This window comes from Hymenobacter ruricola (assembly GCF_015694525.1).
GTDB lineage: Bacteria > Bacteroidota > Bacteroidia > Cytophagales > Hymenobacteraceae > Hymenobacter > Hymenobacter ruricola.
In genome coordinates this window covers 77,236-98,034 of record NZ_JADQDM010000016.1, presented here as the reverse complement: position 1 = coordinate 98,034, position 20,799 = coordinate 77,236, and the positions used below count along the sequence as shown (strand labels likewise).

At 64.0% G+C, this 20,799-nt stretch carries 21 protein-coding genes; 12 read left to right on the top strand and 9 right to left on the bottom strand.

The annotated features are described in order from the left end of the window. Positions 1-114: 114 nt before the first annotated feature. Positions 115-1,122 carry an enolase C-terminal domain-like protein gene (locus tag I2H31_RS21115; protein WP_196295035.1) on the top strand — a complete coding sequence of 336 codons (1,008 nt, stop codon included), beginning with the start codon at positions 115-117 and terminating at the stop codon, positions 1,120-1,122. Positions 1,123-1,131: 9 nt separating this feature from the next. Here the strand turns inward: I2H31_RS21115 and I2H31_RS21110 are convergent, their stop codons facing one another. Continuing rightward, the gene (locus tag I2H31_RS21110; protein WP_196295034.1) at positions 1,132-1,698 is read right to left on the bottom strand and encodes a DUF6799 domain-containing protein; all 567 of its coding nucleotides are present in this window, start codon (positions 1,696-1,698) and stop codon (positions 1,132-1,134) included. Positions 1,699-1,856: 158 nt separating this feature from the next. Between I2H31_RS21110 and I2H31_RS21105 the strand changes: the two genes are divergently transcribed. Beyond that, positions 1,857-2,342, top strand: a complete 486-nt coding sequence (locus tag I2H31_RS21105) for a MarR family winged helix-turn-helix transcriptional regulator (RefSeq protein ID WP_196295033.1) — start codon at positions 1,857-1,859, stop codon at positions 2,340-2,342. Positions 2,343-2,416: 74 nt separating this feature from the next. Continuing rightward, entirely contained in the window at positions 2,417-3,064 is a 648-nt protein-coding gene (locus I2H31_RS21100; RefSeq protein ID WP_196295032.1) for a YceI family protein, read from the top strand. A gap of 78 nt (positions 3,065-3,142) precedes the next feature. Here the strand turns inward: I2H31_RS21100 and I2H31_RS21095 are convergent, their stop codons facing one another. Then, positions 3,143-3,700 (bottom strand): hypothetical protein, encoded by a 558-nt coding sequence (locus I2H31_RS21095; RefSeq protein ID WP_196295031.1) that lies wholly within the window; start codon positions 3,698-3,700, stop codon positions 3,143-3,145. 133 nt (positions 3,701-3,833) lie between these two features. On the opposite strand from I2H31_RS21095, the gene I2H31_RS21090 reads away from it, so the two are divergent. The 5 genes from I2H31_RS21090 to I2H31_RS21070 all read left to right on the top strand — a co-directional run bounded on the left by I2H31_RS21090 (position 3,834) and on the right by I2H31_RS21070 (position 9,700). Next, positions 3,834-4,115: an ATP-dependent Clp protease adaptor ClpS gene (locus tag I2H31_RS21090; RefSeq protein ID WP_196295030.1), complete on the top strand. Its 282-nt coding sequence runs from the start codon at positions 3,834-3,836 to the stop codon at positions 4,113-4,115. A 99-nt stretch (positions 4,116-4,214) separates the two neighbouring features. Beyond that, on the top strand, positions 4,215-4,829 hold the full coding sequence (gene recR, locus I2H31_RS21085) for a recombination mediator RecR (RefSeq protein WP_196295029.1): 615 nt from the start codon (positions 4,215-4,217) through the stop codon (positions 4,827-4,829). Positions 4,830-5,133: 304 nt separating this feature from the next. Continuing rightward, positions 5,134-7,164 carry a glycosyltransferase gene (locus I2H31_RS21080; RefSeq protein ID WP_317192254.1) on the top strand — a complete coding sequence of 677 codons (2,031 nt, stop codon included), beginning with the start codon at positions 5,134-5,136 and terminating at the stop codon, positions 7,162-7,164. 148 nt (positions 7,165-7,312) lie between these two features. After that, positions 7,313-8,536 (top strand): pyridoxal phosphate-dependent aminotransferase, encoded by a 1,224-nt coding sequence (locus I2H31_RS21075; RefSeq protein WP_196295028.1) that lies wholly within the window; start codon positions 7,313-7,315, stop codon positions 8,534-8,536. Positions 8,537-8,701: 165 nt separating this feature from the next. Continuing rightward, a complete protein-coding gene (locus I2H31_RS21070; protein ID WP_230687969.1) occupies positions 8,702-9,700 on the top strand; it encodes a bifunctional heptose 7-phosphate kinase/heptose 1-phosphate adenyltransferase in 999 nt (332 codons plus the stop codon). A gap of 89 nt (positions 9,701-9,789) precedes the next feature. On the opposite strand, the gene I2H31_RS21065 is transcribed toward I2H31_RS21070, so the two are convergent. From I2H31_RS21065 to I2H31_RS21040, 6 genes are all read right to left on the bottom strand, one after another. Further along, positions 9,790-9,999: an alkylphosphonate utilization protein gene (locus I2H31_RS21065; RefSeq protein ID WP_196295026.1), complete on the bottom strand. Its 210-nt coding sequence runs from the start codon at positions 9,997-9,999 to the stop codon at positions 9,790-9,792. A gap of 42 nt (positions 10,000-10,041) precedes the next feature. Further along, positions 10,042-10,233, bottom strand: a complete 192-nt coding sequence (locus I2H31_RS21060) for a hypothetical protein (RefSeq protein ID WP_196295025.1) — start codon at positions 10,231-10,233, stop codon at positions 10,042-10,044. Between the two features lie 80 nt (positions 10,234-10,313). Next, entirely contained in the window at positions 10,314-10,793 is a 480-nt protein-coding gene (locus I2H31_RS21055; protein ID WP_196295024.1) for a hypothetical protein, read from the bottom strand. Positions 10,794-10,808: 15 nt separating this feature from the next. Then, entirely contained in the window at positions 10,809-11,837 is a 1,029-nt protein-coding gene (gene hemE, locus I2H31_RS21050) for a uroporphyrinogen decarboxylase (RefSeq protein WP_196295059.1), read from the bottom strand. A gap of 165 nt (positions 11,838-12,002) precedes the next feature. After that, positions 12,003-14,804, bottom strand: coding sequence for an outer membrane beta-barrel family protein (locus I2H31_RS21045; protein ID WP_196295023.1), 2,802 nt, complete (start codon positions 14,802-14,804; stop codon positions 12,003-12,005). Between the two features lie 7 nt (positions 14,805-14,811). Continuing rightward, the gene (locus I2H31_RS21040; RefSeq protein ID WP_196295022.1) at positions 14,812-15,618 is read right to left on the bottom strand and encodes a GLPGLI family protein; all 807 of its coding nucleotides are present in this window, start codon (positions 15,616-15,618) and stop codon (positions 14,812-14,814) included. 149 nt (positions 15,619-15,767) lie between these two features. Between I2H31_RS21040 and I2H31_RS21035 the strand changes: the two genes are divergently transcribed. Further along, positions 15,768-17,273, top strand: coding sequence for a sensor histidine kinase (locus tag I2H31_RS21035; protein WP_196295021.1), 1,506 nt, complete (start codon positions 15,768-15,770; stop codon positions 17,271-17,273). A gap of 111 nt (positions 17,274-17,384) precedes the next feature. After that, positions 17,385-18,062: a response regulator transcription factor gene (locus I2H31_RS21030; protein ID WP_196295020.1), complete on the top strand. Its 678-nt coding sequence runs from the start codon at positions 17,385-17,387 to the stop codon at positions 18,060-18,062. Between the two features lie 131 nt (positions 18,063-18,193). Here I2H31_RS21030 and I2H31_RS21025 read toward each other — a convergent pair whose 3' ends face one another. Further along, a complete protein-coding gene (locus I2H31_RS21025) occupies positions 18,194-18,814 on the bottom strand; it encodes a MarC family protein (protein ID WP_196295019.1) in 621 nt (206 codons plus the stop codon). A 201-nt stretch (positions 18,815-19,015) separates the two neighbouring features. Between I2H31_RS21025 and purE the strand changes: the two genes are divergently transcribed. Next, complete coding sequence (gene purE, locus I2H31_RS21020; RefSeq protein WP_230687970.1) at positions 19,016-19,501, top strand: 5-(carboxyamino)imidazole ribonucleotide mutase; 486 nt, start codon at positions 19,016-19,018, stop codon at positions 19,499-19,501. Between the two features lie 9 nt (positions 19,502-19,510). Next, positions 19,511-20,629, top strand: a complete 1,119-nt coding sequence (locus tag I2H31_RS21015; RefSeq protein WP_196295017.1) for an endonuclease/exonuclease/phosphatase family protein — start codon at positions 19,511-19,513, stop codon at positions 20,627-20,629. Positions 20,630-20,799 lie beyond the last annotated feature (170 nt).

Sequence of the window (20,799 nt, the reverse complement as noted above, 5' to 3'; positions counted from 1 at the left end):
GGCGTCAGCGGCCAAAAAAGGCGGCGGCGCTGGCCTTTTTCGGCGGGCGTCCGTAGCTGTGGTGTTTCTGCTGCATCTTTCGGGCCCGCTGCGGCGCGCCTAGCCTTCCCACCCATGCCCACCTGGACCCTAACTGCCCACGAGCTACCCCTGCGCTTCGTGTGGAAAATTTCCCGCAACGCCTCGGCCGCCAAAACCAATCTGCTGCTCCGCATCGAGGGCGAAGGCCACGCCGGGACCGGCGAGGCGGCCCCCAACGTGCGCTACGGTGAAACCCCCGAGCTGCTCACGCAGCAGTTCGAAGCCCTGCAGGCCGCAGGCCTTGGGGCCGTGCAGTCGCTGGCCGACTACGACGCCTTGCTGAGCCGTGTGCCCGTGGCCCACGCCCTGAGCTTTGGGCTGGAATCGGCGCTGGTGCAGTGGCTGGCAGTGCGGGCGGGGCAGCCGGTGTGGCAGTGGCTGGGCGTGCCGGCACCGGCCGCGGCTGTGCCCACGGCGTTCACGCTGCCCATCATGGAGCCCGGCGCGGTAGCCGGGTTTGTGGACGAGCAGCATGCGCGCCGGTTTGGACTCCTGAAAGTGAAGGTGAACGAAGCCGAAGGCCTGGACCTGCTGCGCGAAGTGGCGCGCGTGCTGCCCGGCCACCCGCTGCTGGTGGACGGCAACGAAACGTGGCCCAGCGCCGACGCCGTGCTCCGCTTTCTGGAGCAGGCCACGGCCTTGCCGGGCCTGAGCCTGCGGTTTCTGGAGCAGCCCATGCCCGCCGCCCTGGCCGACGAATACCGCGCCCTGAAGCCGCGCTGCCCCGTGCCGCTGCTGGCCGACGAATCGGTGACCGATACGGCCGACTTTGCCGACATTGCCCAGCAGTTTCACGGCGTGAACGTGAAGCTGATGAAGGCCGGCGGCTTCCGGCGCGGCATCGAGCTGCTACGGCGCACCCGCGCGCACGGCCTGGTGCCCATGCTGGGCTGCATGGTCGAAACCAGCGTGGGCATTGCCGCCGCCTTGCAAATCAGCGCCCTGGCCGACGTGCACGACCTCGACGGCATCCTCATTATAAAGGACGAGCCGTTTGGGCTGGTGACGGAAGCCGCCGGGCAGCTCACGCTGCGGGCCTGAAACCGGACGCTATTTCGGTGCGCCGAGCTGGGCGTTGACCTGCGCCAGCTGGTCGTCAATCGACTTGGTGTCGGGCAAATCGGTGCGGCCTTGGCTCAGCACCCGCACCTTCTGGTTCAGCAGCTCCACTTTTTTGCTGAGCAGCGACACCTGCATGGCGGGGTCGGCGTAGCCGGGGCCGCGCTGGGTGTAGGGGTCAAACTCGCCTTTGGTGCCCGCGGGGGCCTCGCCGCGCGCCGCGGCGGCACTGCCCGGGGTGGCAAACACCACGCCGCCGTCGGGGCGCACGTAGTCGCCTTCGTGCAGGGTCAGCTTTTTGCCTTTGGGGTTGACTTTGTCGGCGGGCATTTCCACGATGCCGTTTTTGTAGTTGATTTTGATGCCGTTGGCCAGCTTCACGTTTTGGGTGAGCGGCTGGGTCTGGGTGCCTTCGCGCCGCACCACTTCGCCGTTCAGCATCACGAATTGGGTGCGGGCGGTGGTTTGGACGGGAAAGCCGCCGTCCTGGGCCGCGGCGGGGCGCGGGGCCGTGGCCAGGCAGCCGGCCACCAGCAAAGTCAGAAAAACGCGGGTCATGGCATATAGGAAAAGGTGAATGGCCGTGAATACGTGGTTTCGGGCAAGAGGGTAGGAGAGACTTTCGCTGTTGCTACATTATTTTTGAAAAAACTGGGAACAATGTTGTGACATTAAATGTAGGTACATTATATTTGTACCCGATTCCACTGCCTCTCATGCGCATCGAAGACGAAATCAAGCAGCCCATTTTCCGCGACGAGTACCAGAAGGCCATCATCAATCTGGTGTACACGACCGGCTGGCTGCAGCTGCGTCAGGCCACGGCCTTCAAAGCGTTTGGCCTCACGTTGCCGCAGTTCAACATCCTGCGCATTTTGCGCGGGCAGCACCCGCTGCCGGCCACCGTGGCCTTGCTCATCGACCGGATGCTGGACAAAACCAGCAACGCCTCCCGCATCGTGGACCGGCTGGAAGAAAAAAAGCTCGTGACCCGCACCGTGTGCCCTGCCAACCGCCGCGCCGTCGACATTCGCATCACCCCGGCCGGCCTGGAGCTGCTCCAGCAAATGGAAGATTCCGGCGTGCTGGACGACGCCCTGCCCAAAGGCATCAGCGAAGACGAGGCGCGCCAGCTCAACGCGCTGCTTGATAAAATTCGCACCGAAGACGGGGCAACCCCCGGCACGCCGTCCTGCGAGTAGCCCTTGGCACGTTTTTTAGTGGCTGCCCAGCCACACTTTATTTCAGAACTCCCTTTTTTACTTTTTTCTTCAAGATGAAAAAAATCCTGTTGCCCGCCCTCTTCGCCATGGCCGTTATAGGCGTGGCTCCCGCCGCCTCGGCCGCCAACGTGACGCCCCCCGCCAAGGCCGCCAAGGCCGACCCCGCCTACAAGCTGCAGCCGCAGCTGAGCACCCTGGGCTGGGAAGGCAAAGCCGTGACCCACGGCCACAACGGCACCATGAACTTCAGCGACGGCGAGCTGCTGGTGAAGGGCAACGCCATTGTGGGCGGCACCGTGACCGTGGACATGAAGTCGATGAAAGCCACCGACATCAAGGATGCTGAAAGCCACGGCAAATTCGTGGGCCACATGAGCAGCGACGACTTCTTCGGCGTGACCACCTACCCCACCTCGACCTTCAAAATCGTGAGCGTGACGCCCATCAAAGGCGCTGCCAAGGATGCCGACAACGCCACCATCGCCGGCGACATGACCATCAAGGGCGTGACGCAGCGCATCAGCTTCCCCGCCAAAGTGGGCGTGAAAGGCGACCTGGCTTCGGCTACCGGCAAGGTGACCATCGACCGCACGAAGTTTGGCCTGAAGTATGGCTCGAAGTCCTTCTTCGAGAGCATCGGCGACAAAGCCATCTACGACACCTTCGATTTGACCTTCAACGTCATCGCCAAGAAAGCCTAACGGCTGCCGGAGCACCGCAAAAAAGCCCTGCCGATGTTTCGGCAGGGCTTTTTTTATGGGCGTTGAGGTCGGCGGGCGCTACTCCGGAATCTCAAACTGCCGGGGCAGCTCGAACTTGAGGTGCCGGCTTTTGCTGCGGGCGTGCAGGTCGCGCAGCACGCCGTCGAGCTCGGCCTTGTATTCCACCCACAGGTCTTCGTGCAGGCTTTTGAGGACGAGGGCGGGCAGGCGGGCGGCCAGGCGGGCAGTGGCGTTGAAAAAGCCGTCGTACACGCTGTCGAACTGCCCGGAATAATGGTCGATGCACTGCCGCAGCACGTACACCAACAGGTCGATTTCGAGCTGCTTGTTCTTGGTGATGCGGCGGGCGCGGGCGGCTTCCTGCACGCTGGCGCGCACGGCCTTCACCAAGCTGCGGTTGAGCAGGCGGCCGGTCACGGCCACGTTGAACAGCTCGTGGATGCGGTCGGCGGTTTCTTCCTGGATTTGGCCCAGGGTCACGTCGGCCAGCAGCTCGAAGCGGAAGGTTTCGTAGAGCTCGGCGTCGCGGCGCACAGCGCGCAGCAGCAGGGCCTCTTTTTCGGTTTCGGAGAGGCGCTTGAGGGCTTTTTTGAAGTCGGCGGACGGAACGGGCATGGAAGGGGAAAGCAGGAACGCGCCGCACCGGAGCGGCGGCAGGCAAAACAAGCCGTTTTGACGAAACGAATCTGCGCGGTTTTCAGTTATAAACGGCTGCCCCGCGCGGGCTTTCCTGCGTAAATTTGCCCTTATGAACACCCGACCGCAAATTGAGCACGACGAGGACGTCCTGCTGCTCGAAGAAGAAGTTGAGTTGCGCAACCTGGTTGTGTACAACGACGACGTCAACACGTTCGACCACGTCATCAAAACCCTGATGGACGTGTGCGGCCACGGGCCCGAGCAGGCCGAGCAATGCACCCTGCTCATTCATTACAAGGGCCAGTGCACCGTGAAAGTCGGCACCTACGAGGAGCTCGAGCCCCAGTGCACCGCCATCCACGACCGCGGCATTTCGGCCGACGTCGTTTAATTTCTGGTGCTTGGTTGTTGGTGCTTGGTGCTCGGTTTGTTAGAACCGCACCCTGGAGCCAAGCACCAAGCACCAACAACCAAGCACCTAACTACTCGAATGGAGTTTCCTTCTAAACTGATTGAAAACGCGGTCGGGGAGCTGGCCCGCCTGCCCGGCATCGGCCGCAAAACGGCCCTGCGCCTGGCCCTGCACCTGCTCAAGGCCGAGATGGACACCACCGCCACCCTGGCCGAGGCCCTGGCCAAGATGCGGTTTGAAATCACCTACTGCAAGACCTGCCACAGCATTTCCGACTCGGAAGAGTGCGGCATCTGCGCCAATAAGCTGCGCGACCACAGCCTGGTGTGCGTGGTGTCGGACGTGCGCGACGTCATTGCCATCGAGAACACCGGCCAGTACAAGGGCGTGTACCATGTGCTGGGCGGCGTCATTTCGCCCATCGAAGGCATCGGGCCGTCCGATTTGCACATCGATTCCCTAGTGGAGCGGGCGGCGGCCGAAGACTCGGAGGTGCGCGAAATCATTTTGGCCATTTCGCCCACCATGGAGGGCGACACCACCGCTTTCTACCTCTCGCGCCGCCTGCGCGACCTGCCCCAGGTGCACATCAGCACCATTGCCCGCGGCATTCCGATGGGCGGCGAGCTGGAATACGCCGACGAAATCACCCTCGGCCGCAGCATCGTGGAGCGCCTGCGCCAGGCCCGGTAAGTAGCGCGGACTTTGTAGTCCGCGTCCCCGGCGGACGCCCAAACAACCACCAAACGGCGCCGGGACGCGGACTACAAAGTCCGCGCTACCTCCCAAAGCCCCGGTTCTATCCAGAACCGGGGCTTTTTGCTGCTGAGATTGCACTTGAACGCCTGAAACTAGGATGGAAACCGGTCCGGGCTCGGCCGGAGCCCTTGCAAACGCGGTTGCAGGCCCCCCGGCCAAGCCCGGACCGGTTTAAATTGCGTTAGCAGCCGGGCCGGCGGCTACCGAAGCCCGGCGGCATTTCGTAATTTCGTCCCTTGTGGTGAAGCTTTCCGTCGTCATTGTCAACTATAACGTCTGCTATTTTCTGGAGCAGGCCCTGCTCTCGGTGCGCCGCGCCGTGGAAAAGCTAGGCCAGCCTGTGGAGGTGTTTGTGGTTGATAACAACTCGGTGGACGGCTCGGTGGCCATGGTGCGCGAGCGGTTTCCCGAAGTACACCTCATTGCCAACCGCGACAACCCCGGCTTCTCGCGCGCCAACAACCAAGCCCTGCGCCAGGCCCGGGGCCAGTACCAGCTGCTGCTCAACCCCGACACGGTGGTGCAGGAAGACACCTTTCGGGCCTGCTGCGCCTTCATGGACGCGCACCCGACTTGCGGCGGGCTGGGCGTGAAAATGCTCGACGGCCAGGGCCATTTCCTGCCCGAAAGCAAGCGCGCCCTGCCCACGCCGGCCGTGGCCTTCTACAAGATGTTTGGCCTGGCCAGCGTGTTTCCGAAGTCGCGCACGTTCGGGCGCTACCACCTGGGCTACCTCAGCCCCGAGGAAACCCACGAGATTGAGGTGCTGAGCGGGGCCTTCATGCTGCTGCGCAAGGAGGCGCTGGACCAGGTGGGGCTGCTCGACGAAGACTATTTCATGTACGGCGAGGACATCGACCTCTCGTACCGCCTCACCCAGGGCGGCTGGAAAAACTATTATTTCCCCGGCACCCGCATCATCCATTACAAGGGCGAAAGCACGAAGCGCACCAGCGTCAACTACGTGTTCGTGTTCTACCGGGCCATGGTCATCTTTGCCCAGAAGCACTTCGCGCCGGGCCGGGCGGGCCTGTTTTCCTTGCTGATAAACGCGGCCATCTGGCTGCGGGCCGGCGCGGCGGTGGCCGAGCGCCTGGCCGTGCGCCTGGCCCCGCTGCTGCTCGACGCGGGCCTGATATGGGGGGGCATGTACTTCCTGAAAACCTACTGGGAGCACAACCACAAGTTTGCGCCCGGCCTCTACCCGCTGCGCTACATGACCGTGGCCGTGCCGGCCTACATTCTGGTGTGGCTGGCCTCGGCCTACCTCAGCGGGGGCTACGACCCGCCGGTGCGCACCTCGCGCATGGCGCGCGGCGTGTTTGTGGGCACGCTGCTGATTTCGGCGGCGTCGAATTTTCTCGACGCCTGGCGCTTTTCCAAGGCCCTGATTATCCTGGGCGGGGTGTGGGCCGTGGCGGCGCTGGTGGGCCGGCAGCTGCTCACGCACTTTCTCAAGTACCGCGACTTGCGCATGAGCGAGCGCCGGCAGAAAAACATCGCCATCGTGGGCTCGGGGCCGGAAAGCCGGCGGGTGCGCAAGCTCCTCGAAGCCGCCGGCGTGCAGGCCCGCGTCATCGGCTACGTGGCCGTGGCCCCGGCCGAGAACCTGGTGCCGGCCGGAGCCGAAGCATATTATGCCAACAGTTATTCCGGCGGCTCCGGCGCTTACCAGCCGGTGGAAGAGCCCCTGGGCGAGCTGCGCCAGCTGGCCGACATCATCCGTCTGTACGAGTTGAACGAGCTGATTTTTTGCGGCAAGGACCTGCCCGCCAGCCGCATCATCACCCTCATGCTGAGCCTGCCCGCCGACCCGCCGGTGGCCTACAAAATCCTGCCCGAAGACAGCCAGTACATCATCGGCAGCAGCAGCAAGGACGCGCCCGGCGACTACTACACCCTCGACATTGCCCTCAACCTCTACCAGCCCCGGCAGGCCCGCGCCAAGCGCCTGCTCGACGTGCTGCTGAGCCTGGGTCTGCTGGCCACCGCGCCGCTGCACGTGTGGCTGCAGCCGCACAAGGCGCGCTTCCTGGGCAACTGCGTGGCCGTGCTGCTGGGCCGCCGCACCTGGGTGGGCCTGCGTTACACCGCCGGCCCCGCCCGCGCGGTGCCCGCCGTGGTCTCGCCCGCCGACGCGGCCGTGTCGGCCACCCCGCTCAACGACACCACCAAGCGCCGGCTGGAGCTGCTCTACGCCAAAGACTACGAAACCAGCACCGACCTGCGGGTGCTCTGGCGCTGCTGGCGCCGCCTGGGCGGGCGGTAGGCGAGCTTAGCGACTGTCATCTTGAGCAGAGCGAAGGACCTTCTCACCGATGAACCAGTCGCTCAGACGTGAGAAGGTCCTTCGCTGCGCTCAGGATGACAGTCGGAAACCGCGCGGTTATCTTTGCCACCCCACCCGCGCCCTCGTTATGTCCGAAAACGCCACGCTTGCCCTTGTTTCGCCGTTGTCTGCCCGCGCGCAGGCCATGCAGGAGTCGGCCACCATTGCCATGGCCAAGAAGTGCCGCGAGCTCATCGCCAAAGGCCTCGACGTCATCAACCTCAGCTTCGGCGAGCCCGACTTCCAAACCCCGCAATACATCAAAGACGCCGCCAAGCAGGCGCTCGATGACGGTTACACATTCTACACGCCCGTGCCTGGCATCCCGGAGCTGCGGCAGGCCATCTGCGACAAATTCCGGCGCGACAACCAGCTGGACTTCCAGCCCAACCAGATTGTGGTGAGCACCGGCGCCAAGCAGGCCCTGGCCAACGCCGTGCTCAGCCTGGTGAACCCCGGCGAGGAAGTGATTGTGTTTTCGCCCTACTGGGTAAGCTACGAGGAGATGGTAAAGCTGGCCGGCGGCACCACGATAGAGCTGCGCGGCACCCTCGAAAACGAGTACAAGGTGACGGCCGCGCAGCTGGAAGCCGCCATCACGGAACGCACCAAGCTGGTGATGTATTCGTCGCCCTGCAACCCCACGGGGGCCGTTTTCAGCCGCGAGGAGCTGGGCACCATCGCCGGGGTGCTGGCCCGGCACCCGCAGGTGTACGCCCTGGCCGACGAGATTTACGAGTACATCAACTTCGTGGGCGAGCACGTGAGCCTGGCCCAGTTTCCGGAGGTCCGCGACCGGGTCATCACCGTGAATGGCTTTTCGAAAGGCTACGCCATGACGGGCTGGCGCCTGGGCTACCTGGCCGCCCGGCCCGACATTGCCTACGCCTGCGAGAAAATGCAGAGCCAGATTACGTCCGGTACCTGCTCCATCAGCCAGCGGGCGGGGTTGGCGGCGTTGCGCGGCGGCCGTAGCTCGGCCGATGAGATGGTGGAAGCCTACCGCCGCCGGCGCGATTTGGTGCTGGACATCGTACGCGACATTCCCGGCTTCAAAACGCCCACGCCCAGCGGCGCTTTTTACATCTTCCCGGAAGTCTCGGCCTATTTCGGCCGCACCGCGCCCGACGGCCGCCCCATCAGCAACGCCATGGATTTGGCCCTGTACCTGCTGAACGACGCGCTGGTGTCGGCCGTGTCGGGCGAGGCGTTTGGGGCGCCCGAGTGCATGCGCTTCAGCACCGCCGCCGCCGATGACCAGCTGGTGGAAGCCTTCCGGCGGGTGAAGGAGAGCCTGGCGAAATTGAATTGAACAACTTTAGCAGAACGGTCATGCAGAGCCATCTGGTCATGCAGAGCGCAGCGAAGCATCTTTACCGCTGTAGTAATCCCCTTGAAAAAGGAGTTGGTGTTGCAGTAAAGATGCTTCGCTGCGCTCTGCATGACGGTCTCTTGTTCCTTTAACCCCAGCAATACCTTGCGCGAAACCTCCCTGCGAACCCTTTTCGACAACTTCAACTCCCTGCGCGTCCTCATCATCGGCGACGTGATGGTGGACGCTTACGTGTGGGGCCGCGCCACGCGGCTCTCGCCCGAGGCGCCCGTGCCCGTGGTGCACGTGGCCCGCACCGAAAACCGCCTCGGCGGGGCCGCCAACGTGGCCCTCAACGTGCAGGCGCTGGGCGCCACGCCGCTGCTCTGCGCCGTGATTGGGACCGATGCCGGCGGCGACCAGCTGCTGCAGCTGCTGCACGAAAGCGGCCTGCCCGCCGATGGCATTATCCGCAGTGCCGGCCGGCCCACCACGGTGAAACAGCGCATCCTGGCCCACGGCCAGCAGCTGCTGCGCATCGACTCGGAGGTGGAAACCGACCTTGACGCCGACGAAAGCGCGCAGTTGCTGGCGGCGTATGACGACCTGCTGGCCCGCGCCGACGTGGTGGTGTTCGAGGACTACGACAAGGGCGTGCTCAACGAAGCCATCATCACGGAGTGCATTGCCCGGGCCCGGCAGCGCGGCATCCCGACGGTGGTGGACCCCAAGAAGAAGAACTTCCTAGCTTACCGCCACTGCACGCTCTTCAAACCCAACCTGAAGGAGCTGCGCGAAGGCCTGAAGCTGGAATTTGGCGACCCGGTGGCCGACCGCGTGGGCTTTGAGGCCGCCGTGGCCCGGCTGCAGGACGTGCTGACGCCCGAAACGGTGCTGGTGACGCTGTCGGAGTACGGCGTGTTCGCCCAGCAGGACGGGCAGAAAACCTACCTGCCGGCGCACCTGCGCACCATTTCGGACGTGTCGGGGGCGGGCGATACCGTTATCAGCATCGCGGCGCTGTGCGTGGCGCTGGGGCGGCCGGCGGCCTTCACGGCGGCGCTGGCCAACCTGGGCGGCGGGCTGGTGTGCGAGCAAGTGGGCGTAGTGCCCGTGGAGAAGCAGCGACTACTGGAAGAAGCCCAAGAAGCGGGATTGCAGTAGCGCGAACTTTGTAGTTCGCGTCCCCGCGCCGTGTGATGTTCGTTGGAGGGTCCGCTGGAGACGCGGACTACAAAGTCCGCGCTACGTTGTTAGGCTTTCTTCAGGAACTCGGTTTTCAGCACCATGGTGCTGCCGCCGGCGCGGCCTTCAATCTCGGCGGCGCTGTGGGTGAGGCGGATGTTTTTGACCAGCGTACCGCGCTTGAGCGTGAGCGAAGAGCCTTTTACTTTAAGGTCTTTGATGAGGGTGACCGAGTCGCCCTCGGCGAGCAGGGTGCCGTTTCTGTCTTTTACGTCCATGAGGGAAGCAATTGGTATTGAAGCCTGAGAACCTCAGCTGCTTTAGCGGCGGAAGAGCAGCAGGTAGAGTAGGAAGAACACGGGCGAGAGGCTGCCAATCGAAATGAGCACGACCATGAAGGTTTCGATGCCGGAGCGCTCGGACTTGCGCAGGTACCACCGCCACATGAAGAAGAGCAGGCCCAGGAGCAGGGCCAGGGTGAGGTAGAAGGCGGGGCTGAAGGTGGGGGCCATAATGGTGATGCTGATTATTTCAACAATCGAATACTGTCGGAGAAGGAAGACTATTTTTAAGCAGTATCTATTAGAACCTATTACAATGAATCACAAATTGCCTTAAACTCAGCAGCGCTATCAAAGGACAGAAAGTTGCTGTAGTCGACATATGAGATGAGCCCTGTTGAAGATTGTAGAAACTGCTTTAACTCTACTAGCATGAGGTCTTCAGCTTCATCATTACTTTCAATAGTTAAGGATATCACCAGATGGCCATCTGCTAGAAAGTGTGCCCCAGCCATAATCTTAGGCGCTGAAGAGTCAAGCAGCGCATGATTAGGGCTGATGTGTGGATGACCGCCGCCTATTGCTTGAGGCCCGTTCCAATAGCGGGTAACAGCTAAATCAGGGTGTTCCTGAAAGTAACGCAGCATGTCGTACTCGCTCGTGTAGTCCACGCCGAAGTCCTCATAATCCTCCGTGATTGGATTATGATAGGATAAATAGCGCTCTAGCACTTGCAAAACGGTATCGGCGAGTCGGTCGTTAGCGAGTACATAGCATATAGCGTCGTACATAAGTTTAGCAGGAATTTACCCCCGCCAAGCCTTCACCGTGTCCACGAACACGCGCACGTTGTCGGGGTTGGTGTCGGGGTACACGCCGTGGCCCAGGTTGGCGATGTGGGGGCCGCCGGCGAACTGGCGCAGCATGGTTTCGGTGGCGGCTTGCACCTGCTCGCGGGTGCCGTAGAGGGCGCAGGGGTCGAGGTTGCCTTGCAGGGTTTTGTTGCCGGCCTGCTGGCGCACCTGGGCGGGGTCCTGGTTCCAGTCGAGGCCAATGGTGCGGCAGGCGGTGGCGGCGAACTCGGGCACGGCCCACCAGGCGCCTTTGGCAAACACGGTGACGGGCACGAGCGGGGCCAGGGCTTCGGTGATTTCGGCGATGTAGCGGGCCGAGAACTCGGTGTAGTGGGCGGGCGGCAGGGTGCCGGCCCAGGAGTCGAACACCTGCACCACCTGGGCGCCGGCGGCCACCTGGGCCTTGAGGTAGGCGATGGTGGTGGCCGTTATTTTGGCCAGCAGCTGGTGGGCCAGGGCGGGCTCGCGGTAGAGCATGCCGCGGGCTTTTGAGAAGGTTTTGGAGCCGTGGCCTTCCACCATGTAGGCCAGTAGCGTCCAGGGGGCGCCGGCGAAGCCGATGAGGGGCACGCGGCCGTTAAGGGCTTTTTTGGTGATGCGCAGGGCTTCGAGCACGTAGCCGAGGCCTTCTTCGGGGTCGGGGATGCGGAGCTTTTCGACGTCGGCGGCCGATTTGATGGTTTCCGGAAACAGGGGGCCGCGGGCTTCCACCATTTCGTAGCGCAGGCCCATGGCGTCGGGCACCACGAGGATGTCGGAGAAGATGATGGCGGCGTCCACGTCCAGCGCGTCGATGGGCTGGATGGTGACTTCGGCGGCCAGAGCGGGGGTTTCCACCAGCTCTTTGAAGCCGGAGAGGCGGGCACGCAAGGCGCGGTATTCGGGCAGGATGCGGCCGGCTTGGCGCATGAGCCACACGGGGGTGCGCTCGGTGGCTTCGCCGCGGGCGGCACGGAGGAAAAGGTCGTTTTTCAGCGTCATATTGCCCGCAAAGGTAGGGGTGCGGGGCGGGCCGGGGGTGGTAACTGTCATCCTGAGCGGAGCGAAGGACCTTCTCACATTGGCGCATTTTGATGTTACTACCAATTGTTCAGGCGTGAGAAGGTCCTTCGCTCCGCTCAGGATGACAGAAAAGCAATACCCCGACTACTTTCCGAACTGCCGCAGGTTATAGGTGAAACTCAATAGGAAATACTGCTGCAAAATGCGGCTGCGCACGTCTTCCACGTAGGTTTCGGTGGTGTTGCGGACCACGCTGCGGTTCTGGTTCAGCAGGTCGTAGACCTGCATCTTCAGCTCACTTTGCTTGTTGGCAAAGAACTGGCGGGCGAGGCCGAGGTTCCAGAGGGCCACGCGCTGGTTGTAGCCGGCGGCGCGGCCGGTGTTGTTGGTGTACCAGAGGTCGGAGGTGAGGACGAGGCGGGCGGGGAGCTGGTAATAGACGTCGGCGGTGAGGGTTTGGGTGAGGTAGGCGGTGTTTTGGTCGGGGAGGCGCGAGTAGGTGGCGTTTTGGTAGGTGAGGTTGGCGCTGAGGCCGAATTCGAGCTGGTCGTTGAAGGCCGAATTGGCGCCCAGGCCCTGGCCCAGGCTCCAGGTGCGGCTGGTGTTGGGCTCGCCGTTCACGAAGCTGGGCGACTGCACGAAGCTGGCGTTGGTGGTCAGGTTGAGGTTGATTTTGTGGGTGGCCAGGCGCTGGCCCAGCGACAAAAAGCCGTTCACGCTGTAGAAGCCGTCGGCGTTCACGGGGCGGGTGGTTTGCACGCCGCGGGCGCTGAAGCCGGTGGCCGACACGATGCGGTCGTCGACCCGGCTGGCGCTGAGCAGGGCAAACACGCTGCGGTTGGTGGCGGCGAGGAACTGCGAGTAGTTGGCTTGCAGCGACTGCCCGTATTCGGGGCGCAGGGTGGGGGTGCCGGTTTGGATGCTGAGCGGGTTGGAGTTGTCGCGCACGGGCTGCAACTGGGCGGCGCTGGGGGCGTTGAGGCGGGTGCGGTAGCTGAGGCGCAGCTGGCGGCCGCGGCTTCCGGTGTAGGTGAACAGGGCGTTGGGCAGCAGGCTGGTGAAGCGGCGGGCCACGGTGGTGTCGGCCGAAAAGTTGCGCACGCTGAGGTCGGCCCGCTGGGCGTCGAGGCCCGCCCCGATGGTGTAGCGCAGGCGCCGCTTTTGCAGGGTGAGGCCGGCCCGCTGGGCTTGAAAGTGGCTGGTGAATTCGTTGCTCAGGGCGTGGTTCAGCAGGTCGTACTGCTGGCTGGCTTCGTCGAAATCGGTGGTGAAGCGGCTCCCGTCGTTGCGGGAATCGGTGAGGGCGTAGCGCGCTTCCAGCTTGGTGCGCAAACTCAGCGGCTCGGTGTAGGAGAGGCTCAGCACGTGGCTGCGCACCGGCGTGGCCTGGGTGATGCGCTGGTTGAGGCGCTGGATGGCCGGCTGGCCGGCGGCGTCGAAAAACGTGTTGGTGGTCTGGTTGAATGCGGTGGCGTCCTGGTCGCTGAGGGTGGAATTGAGGTTGGCCGAAAACGTGCGGCCGGGCCGGGCGAAGCGGCGCATCAGCAGGAAGTTGCCGCCGCCGCTGGGGTTGTCGGTGGAGGCCTGGTAGCCGTTGGTGCCCTGGTTGAGCAGGCGCCCGGCCAGACTGGATTGCTGGGTGTTTTGGCGGCTGAGGTCGGTGGTTTGCCACCAGGCGTAGGGCGTGAAGCGCAGGCTGGTGAGCGAATCGAGCACGTAATCGAGCCGGAAGTTGAAGCGGTGGCTGGTGCTGCTGCTGCGGCTGAGCAGGGTTTGGTCGGTGAGCAAGGGCGGGCCGGCTTCGGGGCCGGTGAGGCCGGCCACGTTTTCGCGCCGGATTTGCTGGTCGGTGGTGACGGTGGCGCGGCTGGCGAGGTAGCTGGTGGCCACTTCGGCGCGCGGGCCCCAGGCGTCGCGGTAGTTGAGGCCCGCCGCGCCCGATTCGGTGATGCTGCTGGGCTGGGCGCTGCTGCCGAGGGCGTTTTGGCGCCCGCTGCCGCCGCCCAGCAGCACGCGCACCGCGCCGGCCCCGCCGCTGGGGCCGCCCGGCGCCGGCCCGGCATCAATCGGGGCCGGCCCGCCGTCGTCGGCAAAGCCCTGCTGGTTGAGGTTGTTGGCCTGGGCCAGGGCCGAAAGCTGGCGGCCGTTGTTGAAGCGGTTCAGGCCGAGGCGGGCCTGGTAGCGGCCGTCGGTGCCCAGGCCGGCGGCCTCGGTGCCGAAGTAACCCTTGCGCTTGTCGCGCTTGGTGACGAGGTTCAGGGTTTTCTGGCGGTTGCCGTCGTCGATGCCCGAAAAGGCCGACTGGTCGCTCTGCTGGTCGTAGAGCTGCACCTTGTCGATGATGTCGGCGGGCAGGTTTTTGGTGGCCATTTTGGGGTCGTCGCCGAAGAAGGGCTTGCCGTCCACCAGCACGCGGTTCACGGCCTGGCCCTGCGCCCGGATGCTGCCGTTGCGGTCCACCTCCAAGCCCGGCAGCTTTTTCAGTAGCGACTCCACAGCCGCGTTGGGCTGGGTTTTAAAAGCGCTGGCGTTGAAGGCAATGGTGTCGCCGTGCACGCTCACTGGGGCGCGTTCCTGGGTCACCACCACCTCGCCCAGCTGCTGGCTGAGCCCGCCCAAACGCAGGGTGCCCAGGTCGGGGTTAGGAGTGGCCGCGGTTACGGCCACGGGCACGCGCCGGGTGCGGTAGCCCAGCGCCGACACCTGCACCACGTAAGCGCCCACGGCCACGCTTTTCAAAGCAAAATGCCCGTCGCCGTCCGTAATGCCGAAGCTGACGTAGCTCGAATCCCGGGCCAGGGTCAGCGTAACCGAGGCTTCGCGCAGGGGCTTGCCGGTGGCCGAGTCGGCCAGGGTGCCGCTGATGCTGCCCGGGCGCACTGGGGCCTGTGCCCGGCCGGCCGGGGCCAGGCCCAGCAGCAGGCTCAGAAGTAAAAGCACGCGCATGGCCGGCCTAGTTGCGGTTGAGGCGCAGGCCCCCGCCTTCCATCATCTTCTGGCGGAAGTCGGCCAGGGCTTTTTCGCGGGCGTCTTTTAGCTCGGCGGGCGTCACTTTCCGGGCGGTGGCGCTAGGCTGCACTTCCGCTTCGGGCACGGGTTTTAGGTCCACTTTGGTAGCCTGGAACTGCTCCTGCTCGCTTTCCAGGGCCAGCACCACGCCCTTGTCCGGCGTGAGGTCGCGCACTGGGGAGTAGCTGAACGGCAGGTCGGTGGTGTACCACACGGTGTAGGTTTCTTTCTTGTAGGGCACCGTGGCCTTGCGGCAGGTGTAGCCGGCTATTTTCTTGGTTTGGGCGGTCAGCGTCCAGTTGGCGGGGGCCGGAATGGGGGCGTCGGCGCGGTAGGTGGTGGCGGCATTGTCCTGCTTCACCGTGAGCACCGTGGTGGTGGCGCGGTTGGCCAAATCCAGGTAAGTGGCCTCCTGAATGGGCCGCGGAATGTTCATCTGCTGCGGCACCCCGCCGCCGGGGCCGCCTTCCACGGTGCGTATCACCATGCCCGCATTTTCGCGCTCTTCTTTGGCCGCATTGCCGGCGAAGGAAAGCGTGAGGCCGAAGCTGCGCGTCTCGGGAATATCGGTGGGAAAATCGGGGCTGCCGGGCTTTATCTGCTGGCCGTTTATGATGATGCGGACTTGGCTCAGGTCGACGCGCTGGGTGGCTTCGTAGCGGATGTGGCCGCTGGTTTGGGCCGGGGCCGCGCCCGCCGCGAGCAGGCCGAAGGTGAGGGACAGGACCAGGTTTTTTGCAGCGTTTTTCATGGGTGTTGGCGTGGGTGAATGGAACGCTGCAAAGCACCGGCAACCTTTTGTAAAGTACTGTTATCCTGTGTTAAATAGTGTTAACGGGGCCGGATGGGCGGCCGGCGCCCGTACTTTTGTTTGGCCGAAACCTCTCTCAAACCGCTCCCATGAAACGCCGCATTCGCTCCATTTTCTGGCTGATGGTGGCGTGCATGCTGGGCATCAACGGCTTCCAGGGCTACTGGCTCTACAACACCTACCAACTCACGGCCAGCCAGTTTGCCCGCACCACCCGCGAGGCCTTGGCCACGGTGGTGCAGAACCACCAGCTGGGCATGGCCCGGCAGTTTGTGAGCGGCGCCCAGGCCTCCAAAGGCCGCGTGGTGGTGTTCCAGAACATCACCGACGACGGCCAGTTCGACCGGGTGGTGGTGCGGCAGCACGCCGCCTCCGACGGGTCGCGGCAAGGGTTTTCGTGGCAGCGCGAAGCGGCCGAAAGCAGCACCCGGCTGCAGCTGCCCGGCCACGACGTAATCCGGGAAATCCGGCTGCATGGGCTGGGGCGGGCCGCCCGCATTCCGGGTCCGGCCGATACGATGGTGCGCAAAATCTCGAAAATCCTGGTGAAAAACTTCGCGAATGGCCCGCCCGTCGACCTGCGTCAGCTGGCCGCCGACTACCACCGCGAGCTGCGCCTGCGCGGCACCGACGCCGCCTTCGTGCTGGACACCCTGACGATTCCCCTCCGCCCGCCCGAAGCCCGCCGCGTGGCCTCTACTAAAGCCCCGGCGCGGCCCGGCTTCAGCCTGCAAACCCCGCCGGTGTCGCTCAATCCGTTTCGGGAGCAGTATGTGCAGGCGTCGTTTCAGACGCCCACGTCCTACGTGCTGCGCCGGATGGGCGGCCTGCTGGGCGGCTCGGTGCTGCTGCTGGCCCTCACCACGGGCTGCTTCGGGCTGATGCTGAGCACGATTTTGCGGCAGAAAAAGTTGTCCGACATCAAAAACGACTTCATCAACAACATGACGCACGAGCTGAAAACGCCCCTGGCCACGGTGTCGGCGGCGGTGGAGGCGCTGCAGAATTTCGGCGCCCTCCACGACCCGGCCAAGACCCAGACCTACCTCAACATCTCGCGCAATGAGCTGCAGCGCCTGTCCGACTTAGTCGAGAAAGTCCTCAACATTGCCGTCGACGAGCGCCAGCCGCTGGAGCTGCGCCCCGAGCCGGTGCAGCCCGCCGAGCTGATGGCCGAAATCGTGGCCCGCCACCAGTTGCAAGCCGCCAAGCCGGTGAAATTCGACGTAGACGTGGCGCCCGCGGCCGGGGTGCAATTCGACAAGCTGCACATGGGCAACGTCATCAACAACCTCATCGACAACGCCATTAAGTATTCCCGGGACGCCGTCACCGTCACCATCCGGGGCTGGCAGGAGCCCGGCGGCTGGCACTTCACCGTGGCCGACAACGGCCCCGGCATCGAGCCCGGCTACCAGGAGGCCATTTTCGACCGGTTCTTCCGGGTGCCCACCGGCAACGTGCACAACGTGAAAGGCTTTGGCCTGGGCCTGTACTACGTGCGGCAAGTGGTGGAGCGCCATGGCGGGCGCATTGCCGTGCGCAGCAGCCCAGGCCGGGGCAGCGAGTTTGCACTGTGGATTCCGCAGGGGTAATCGCCCGTCAGGTCGAGCTTGCCGAGACATCTCGCGTGCAAAAACTAATTAGTTATCCCGAGCGAGATGTCTCGGCAAGCTCGACCTGACGGTTTTATGTTAACAGCCAAAATGCCCAACATCCTCCTCATCGAAGACGAGCCCTCGCTCGGCCTCATCGTCAAAGACAGCCTGGAAAGCCGCGGCTTCGCCGTGCAATTGGCGGCCGATGGCGAGGCCGGCCTGCGCCTGTTCCGGCAGCAGTGCCCCGACATGGTGGTGGCCGACGTGATGATGCCCAAGCTCGACGGCTTCTCGCTGGCCGAGCAAATCCGGCGCGAAAACGCGGCCGTGCCCATTCTTTTTCTCACCGCCCGCTCGCAGCCGGCCGACGTGGTGCGCGGTTTCGAGCTGGGCGGCAACGACTACCTGAAAAAGCCCTTCAGCATGGACGAGCTCATTGTGCGCATCAAGGCCCAGCTCTCGCGCCCGCCCGCCGCCGTGCCCGCGCCCGCCGGGCCGCTCGCCATCGGCCGCTACCAGTTCGACCATCCCAAGCAGAAGCTGCGCTTCGGCGCCCACGAGGAAACCCTCACCAACCGCGAAGCCGAACTGCTGAAGCGCCTCTACGACCAGCGCAACCGGGTTTTGGAGCGCAGCGTGGTGCTGCGCGACCTGTGGGGCGACGACTCTTTTTTTAACGGCCGCAGCCTCGATGTGTTCATCACCCGCCTGCGCCGCTGCCTGAAAGAAGACCCGCAGGTGCAGATTGTGAACGTGCGCGGGATTGGGTATAAGCTGATTTGGTAGGCCATCTGTATAGTGTAAGAACGTCATGTCGAGCTGGTCGAGACATCTCGCGTGCCGTAACTAATCCATTGATTGAGTTAGTAATAGCACGCGAGATGTCTCAACCAGCTCGACATGACGTTCTTTTAACCTTACCGCGTCAGCCCCGGAAACAGCGCGGCGATGGCCGTGGCGAAGAAATTGACCCCGATGGCCAACGTGATGAAGCCCATGATGCGCGCCATGGCCGCCATGCCGGGCTTGCCCAGCACCCGCGTGAGGCGCAAGGAGAAGAGCAGAATGATGAACGCCGCCAAAGCCACCAGCGCAAAGCCGAACACGGTCATGGCTTTGTCGACGTAGGTGGGCCGAATGAGGCCGATGCAGATGGCCATGGACCCCGGCCCGGAGAGCATGGGCATGGCCAGTGGCGTGAAGCTGATGTCGTCTTTGTGCTTGCTTTCTTCGAGGGCGTCGGGGCCCACCCGGTCACGGTTGGCGCCGGGCGTGAGCAGCTCGAAGGCCGAGCGCATGAGCAGGATGCCGCCCGCAATGCGCAAATGCTGGATGTTGATGCCGAAAAAGTTGAGAATGTACTGCCCGCCGAAGAAGGCCACGCTCAGAATGGCCACCATGTAGACGCAGGCGCGCAGGGCGGTGCGGGCCCGCTCGGCGGCGCGGTCCTCGGCCGTAAGAGTCAGGAAAACCGGCATCGCCCCGAACGGATTGACGATGGAAAACAGGGTGGTGAAGGTGGCGAGCAGAACTTCCATAGGGCGCAAAGGTAGGGAAACGGGCGAGCCGGGCGGAAAAGTACTATTTTGCCACCTCAACGGGGAGCTGCTGCTTTCCGTAGCCCCGTTTATTCTCATTCGCTTTCCCACCCAATGCTTCCTGACTCCTCCACCGGCGAACATTCCGCTGGTTCCGAAACCGACCGCCCCGTGACCGAAAACCCCATCGTGGGCATCATCATGGGGTCGAAGTCGGACCTGAAAATCATGTCGGCCGCCGCCGATTTGCTCCGCCAGTTCGGCATTCCCTACGACATCACGCTGGTGTCGCCGCACCGCACGCCCCACCGCATGGTCGAATACGCCGAAAGCGCCCGCAAGCGCGGCCTGCGCGTGCTCATTGCTGGCGGGGGCGGGGCGGCCCACCTACCGGGCATGGTGGCGGCCTTCACCACGCTGCCCGTGATTGGGGTTCCCATCAACAGCACCATTTCGGTGCAGGGCCTGGATTCGATTCTGAGCATGATTCAGATGCCGGCCGGGGTGCCGGTGGCCACCGTGGGCATCGACAGCGCCGCCAACGCCGCCGTGCTGGCCACCCAGATTCTGGCCCTCAACAACGCCCGCTTGGCCGATGCGCTGGAGAAATACCGCACCACCCTCAAAGACCGGGTGATGCGCACCATCGAGGAGCTGCGCAAGGGCGGCTTTCAGGACGATTTGTAGGCTTTGTGCATGGCTACTATTTCTTCCGTTCTGCTCACCGTCGGCCACTGGGTGGTGTGGGTGGTGGGCGGCGCGGCCATCCTGGTGACGCTGCTGCCCATTCTGCGCCAAACCGCCTGGTGGATTCGCATCTGCGACTTCCCGCGCCTGCAAATCGTGGCCGGGCTGGGCCTGAGCCTGGCCGCCGCGCTGGCCCTGCCCACCGCGCGCAGCTTCGGCGCCGACTTGTTTCTGGCGAGCCTGGTGGCGGCGCTGGTGTACCAGATTAGCCGCATCTGGCCCTACACGCCGCTGCACCGCATCCAGGTGGCGCAGGCCAGCCGGCCCGACGATGACGACGACCACCACATCAGCCTGATGGTGGCCAACGTGCTGATGTACAACCGCGACGCCTCGCGCCTGCTCGGCCACATCCGGCACTACCACCCCGACATCGTGCTGGCCGTGGAAACCGACGACTGGTGGCTGAGCCAGCTCAAGCGCATCGAAACCGAGTTTCCCTACACCTGCCACGCGCCGCTGCCCAACACCTACGGCATGCTGGTGTTTTCGCGCCTGCCGCTGCGCGAGCCCCAGATTCGCTACATCCTGGACCCCGAGATTCCCTCGTTTCACGGCTGCGCGGTGCTGCCCAACGGCGTGCCCGTCAACCTGCACTTCCTGCACCCCAAGCCGCCCGCGCCGCAGGAATCGAAAAACAGCGCCCGCCGCGACGCCGAGCTGCTGGTGGTGGGCCGGGTGATAGAAAAGCGCGACGGCCCCACCATTGTGGCCGGCGACCTCAACGACGTGGCCTGGTCGCACACCTCGGAACTGTTCCGGCGCCTGTCGCGCCTGCTCGACCCGCGCATCGGCCGCGGCCTGCTGCCCACTTTCCACGCCGACTACAAGCTGCTGCGCTGGCCGCTCGACCACGTGTTTCACTCCGCCCACTTCCGCTTGCAGCGGCTGGTGCGCCTCACCCACATTGGCTCCGACCATTTTCCCATCTACATCCGCCTCAGCTACGAACCCAGCGGCTGGCAAGAGCAAGAGCTGGAGCTGGAAGACGCTGATGCCGACGACCATGAGGAAGCCGAAGAGAAAATCGAGGAAGGCGTGGAGGACGTGGCCAACGGCGAGCAATAAAAAGCACGCAGCAAAAAGCCCGTCACGCAGCAAAAAGCCCGTCATGTCGAGCTTGTCGAGACATCTCGCGTGCTATTACTAACTCAATCAATGGATTAGTTATGCCACGCGAGATGTCTCGACAAGCTCGACATGACGGGCTTTCGGGGCCTTTTTGGCCGGTTGAAGCT

Excerpts from the sequence above, each read along its gene's own strand:
- I2H31_RS21115 (WP_196295035.1), top strand. The coding sequence starts at position 115 with ATGCCCACCTGGACCCTAACTGCCCACGAGCTACCCCTGCGCTTCGTG.
- I2H31_RS21110 (WP_196295034.1), bottom strand. The coding sequence starts at position 1,698 with ATGACCCGCGTTTTTCTGACTTTGCTGGTGGCCGGCTGCCTGGCCACG.
- I2H31_RS21105 (WP_196295033.1), top strand. The coding sequence starts at position 1,857 with ATGCGCATCGAAGACGAAATCAAGCAGCCCATTTTCCGCGACGAGTAC.
- I2H31_RS21100 (WP_196295032.1), top strand. The coding sequence starts at position 2,417 with ATGAAAAAAATCCTGTTGCCCGCCCTCTTCGCCATGGCCGTTATAGGC.
- I2H31_RS21095 (WP_196295031.1), bottom strand. The coding sequence starts at position 3,700 with ATGCCCGTTCCGTCCGCCGACTTCAAAAAAGCCCTCAAGCGCCTCTCC.
- I2H31_RS21090 (WP_196295030.1), top strand. The coding sequence starts at position 3,834 with ATGAACACCCGACCGCAAATTGAGCACGACGAGGACGTCCTGCTGCTC.
- recR (WP_196295029.1), top strand. The coding sequence starts at position 4,215 with ATGGAGTTTCCTTCTAAACTGATTGAAAACGCGGTCGGGGAGCTGGCC.
- I2H31_RS21075 (WP_196295028.1), top strand. The coding sequence starts at position 7,313 with ATGTCCGAAAACGCCACGCTTGCCCTTGTTTCGCCGTTGTCTGCCCGC.
- I2H31_RS21065 (WP_196295026.1), bottom strand. The coding sequence starts at position 9,999 with ATGGACGTAAAAGACAGAAACGGCACCCTGCTCGCCGAGGGCGACTCG.
- I2H31_RS21060 (WP_196295025.1), bottom strand. The coding sequence starts at position 10,233 with ATGGCCCCCACCTTCAGCCCCGCCTTCTACCTCACCCTGGCCCTGCTC.
- I2H31_RS21055 (WP_196295024.1), bottom strand. The coding sequence starts at position 10,793 with ATGTACGACGCTATATGCTATGTACTCGCTAACGACCGACTCGCCGAT.
- hemE (WP_196295059.1), bottom strand. The coding sequence starts at position 11,837 with ATGACGCTGAAAAACGACCTTTTCCTCCGTGCCGCCCGCGGCGAAGCC.
- I2H31_RS21045 (WP_196295023.1), bottom strand. The coding sequence starts at position 14,804 with ATGCGCGTGCTTTTACTTCTGAGCCTGCTGCTGGGCCTGGCCCCGGCC.
- I2H31_RS21040 (WP_196295022.1), bottom strand. The coding sequence starts at position 15,618 with ATGAAAAACGCTGCAAAAAACCTGGTCCTGTCCCTCACCTTCGGCCTG.
- I2H31_RS21035 (WP_196295021.1), top strand. The coding sequence starts at position 15,768 with ATGAAACGCCGCATTCGCTCCATTTTCTGGCTGATGGTGGCGTGCATG.
- I2H31_RS21030 (WP_196295020.1), top strand. The coding sequence starts at position 17,385 with ATGCCCAACATCCTCCTCATCGAAGACGAGCCCTCGCTCGGCCTCATC.
- I2H31_RS21025 (WP_196295019.1), bottom strand. The coding sequence starts at position 18,814 with ATGGAAGTTCTGCTCGCCACCTTCACCACCCTGTTTTCCATCGTCAAT.
- purE (WP_230687970.1), top strand. The coding sequence starts at position 19,016 with ATGGGGTCGAAGTCGGACCTGAAAATCATGTCGGCCGCCGCCGATTTG.
- I2H31_RS21015 (WP_196295017.1), top strand. The coding sequence starts at position 19,511 with ATGGCTACTATTTCTTCCGTTCTGCTCACCGTCGGCCACTGGGTGGTG.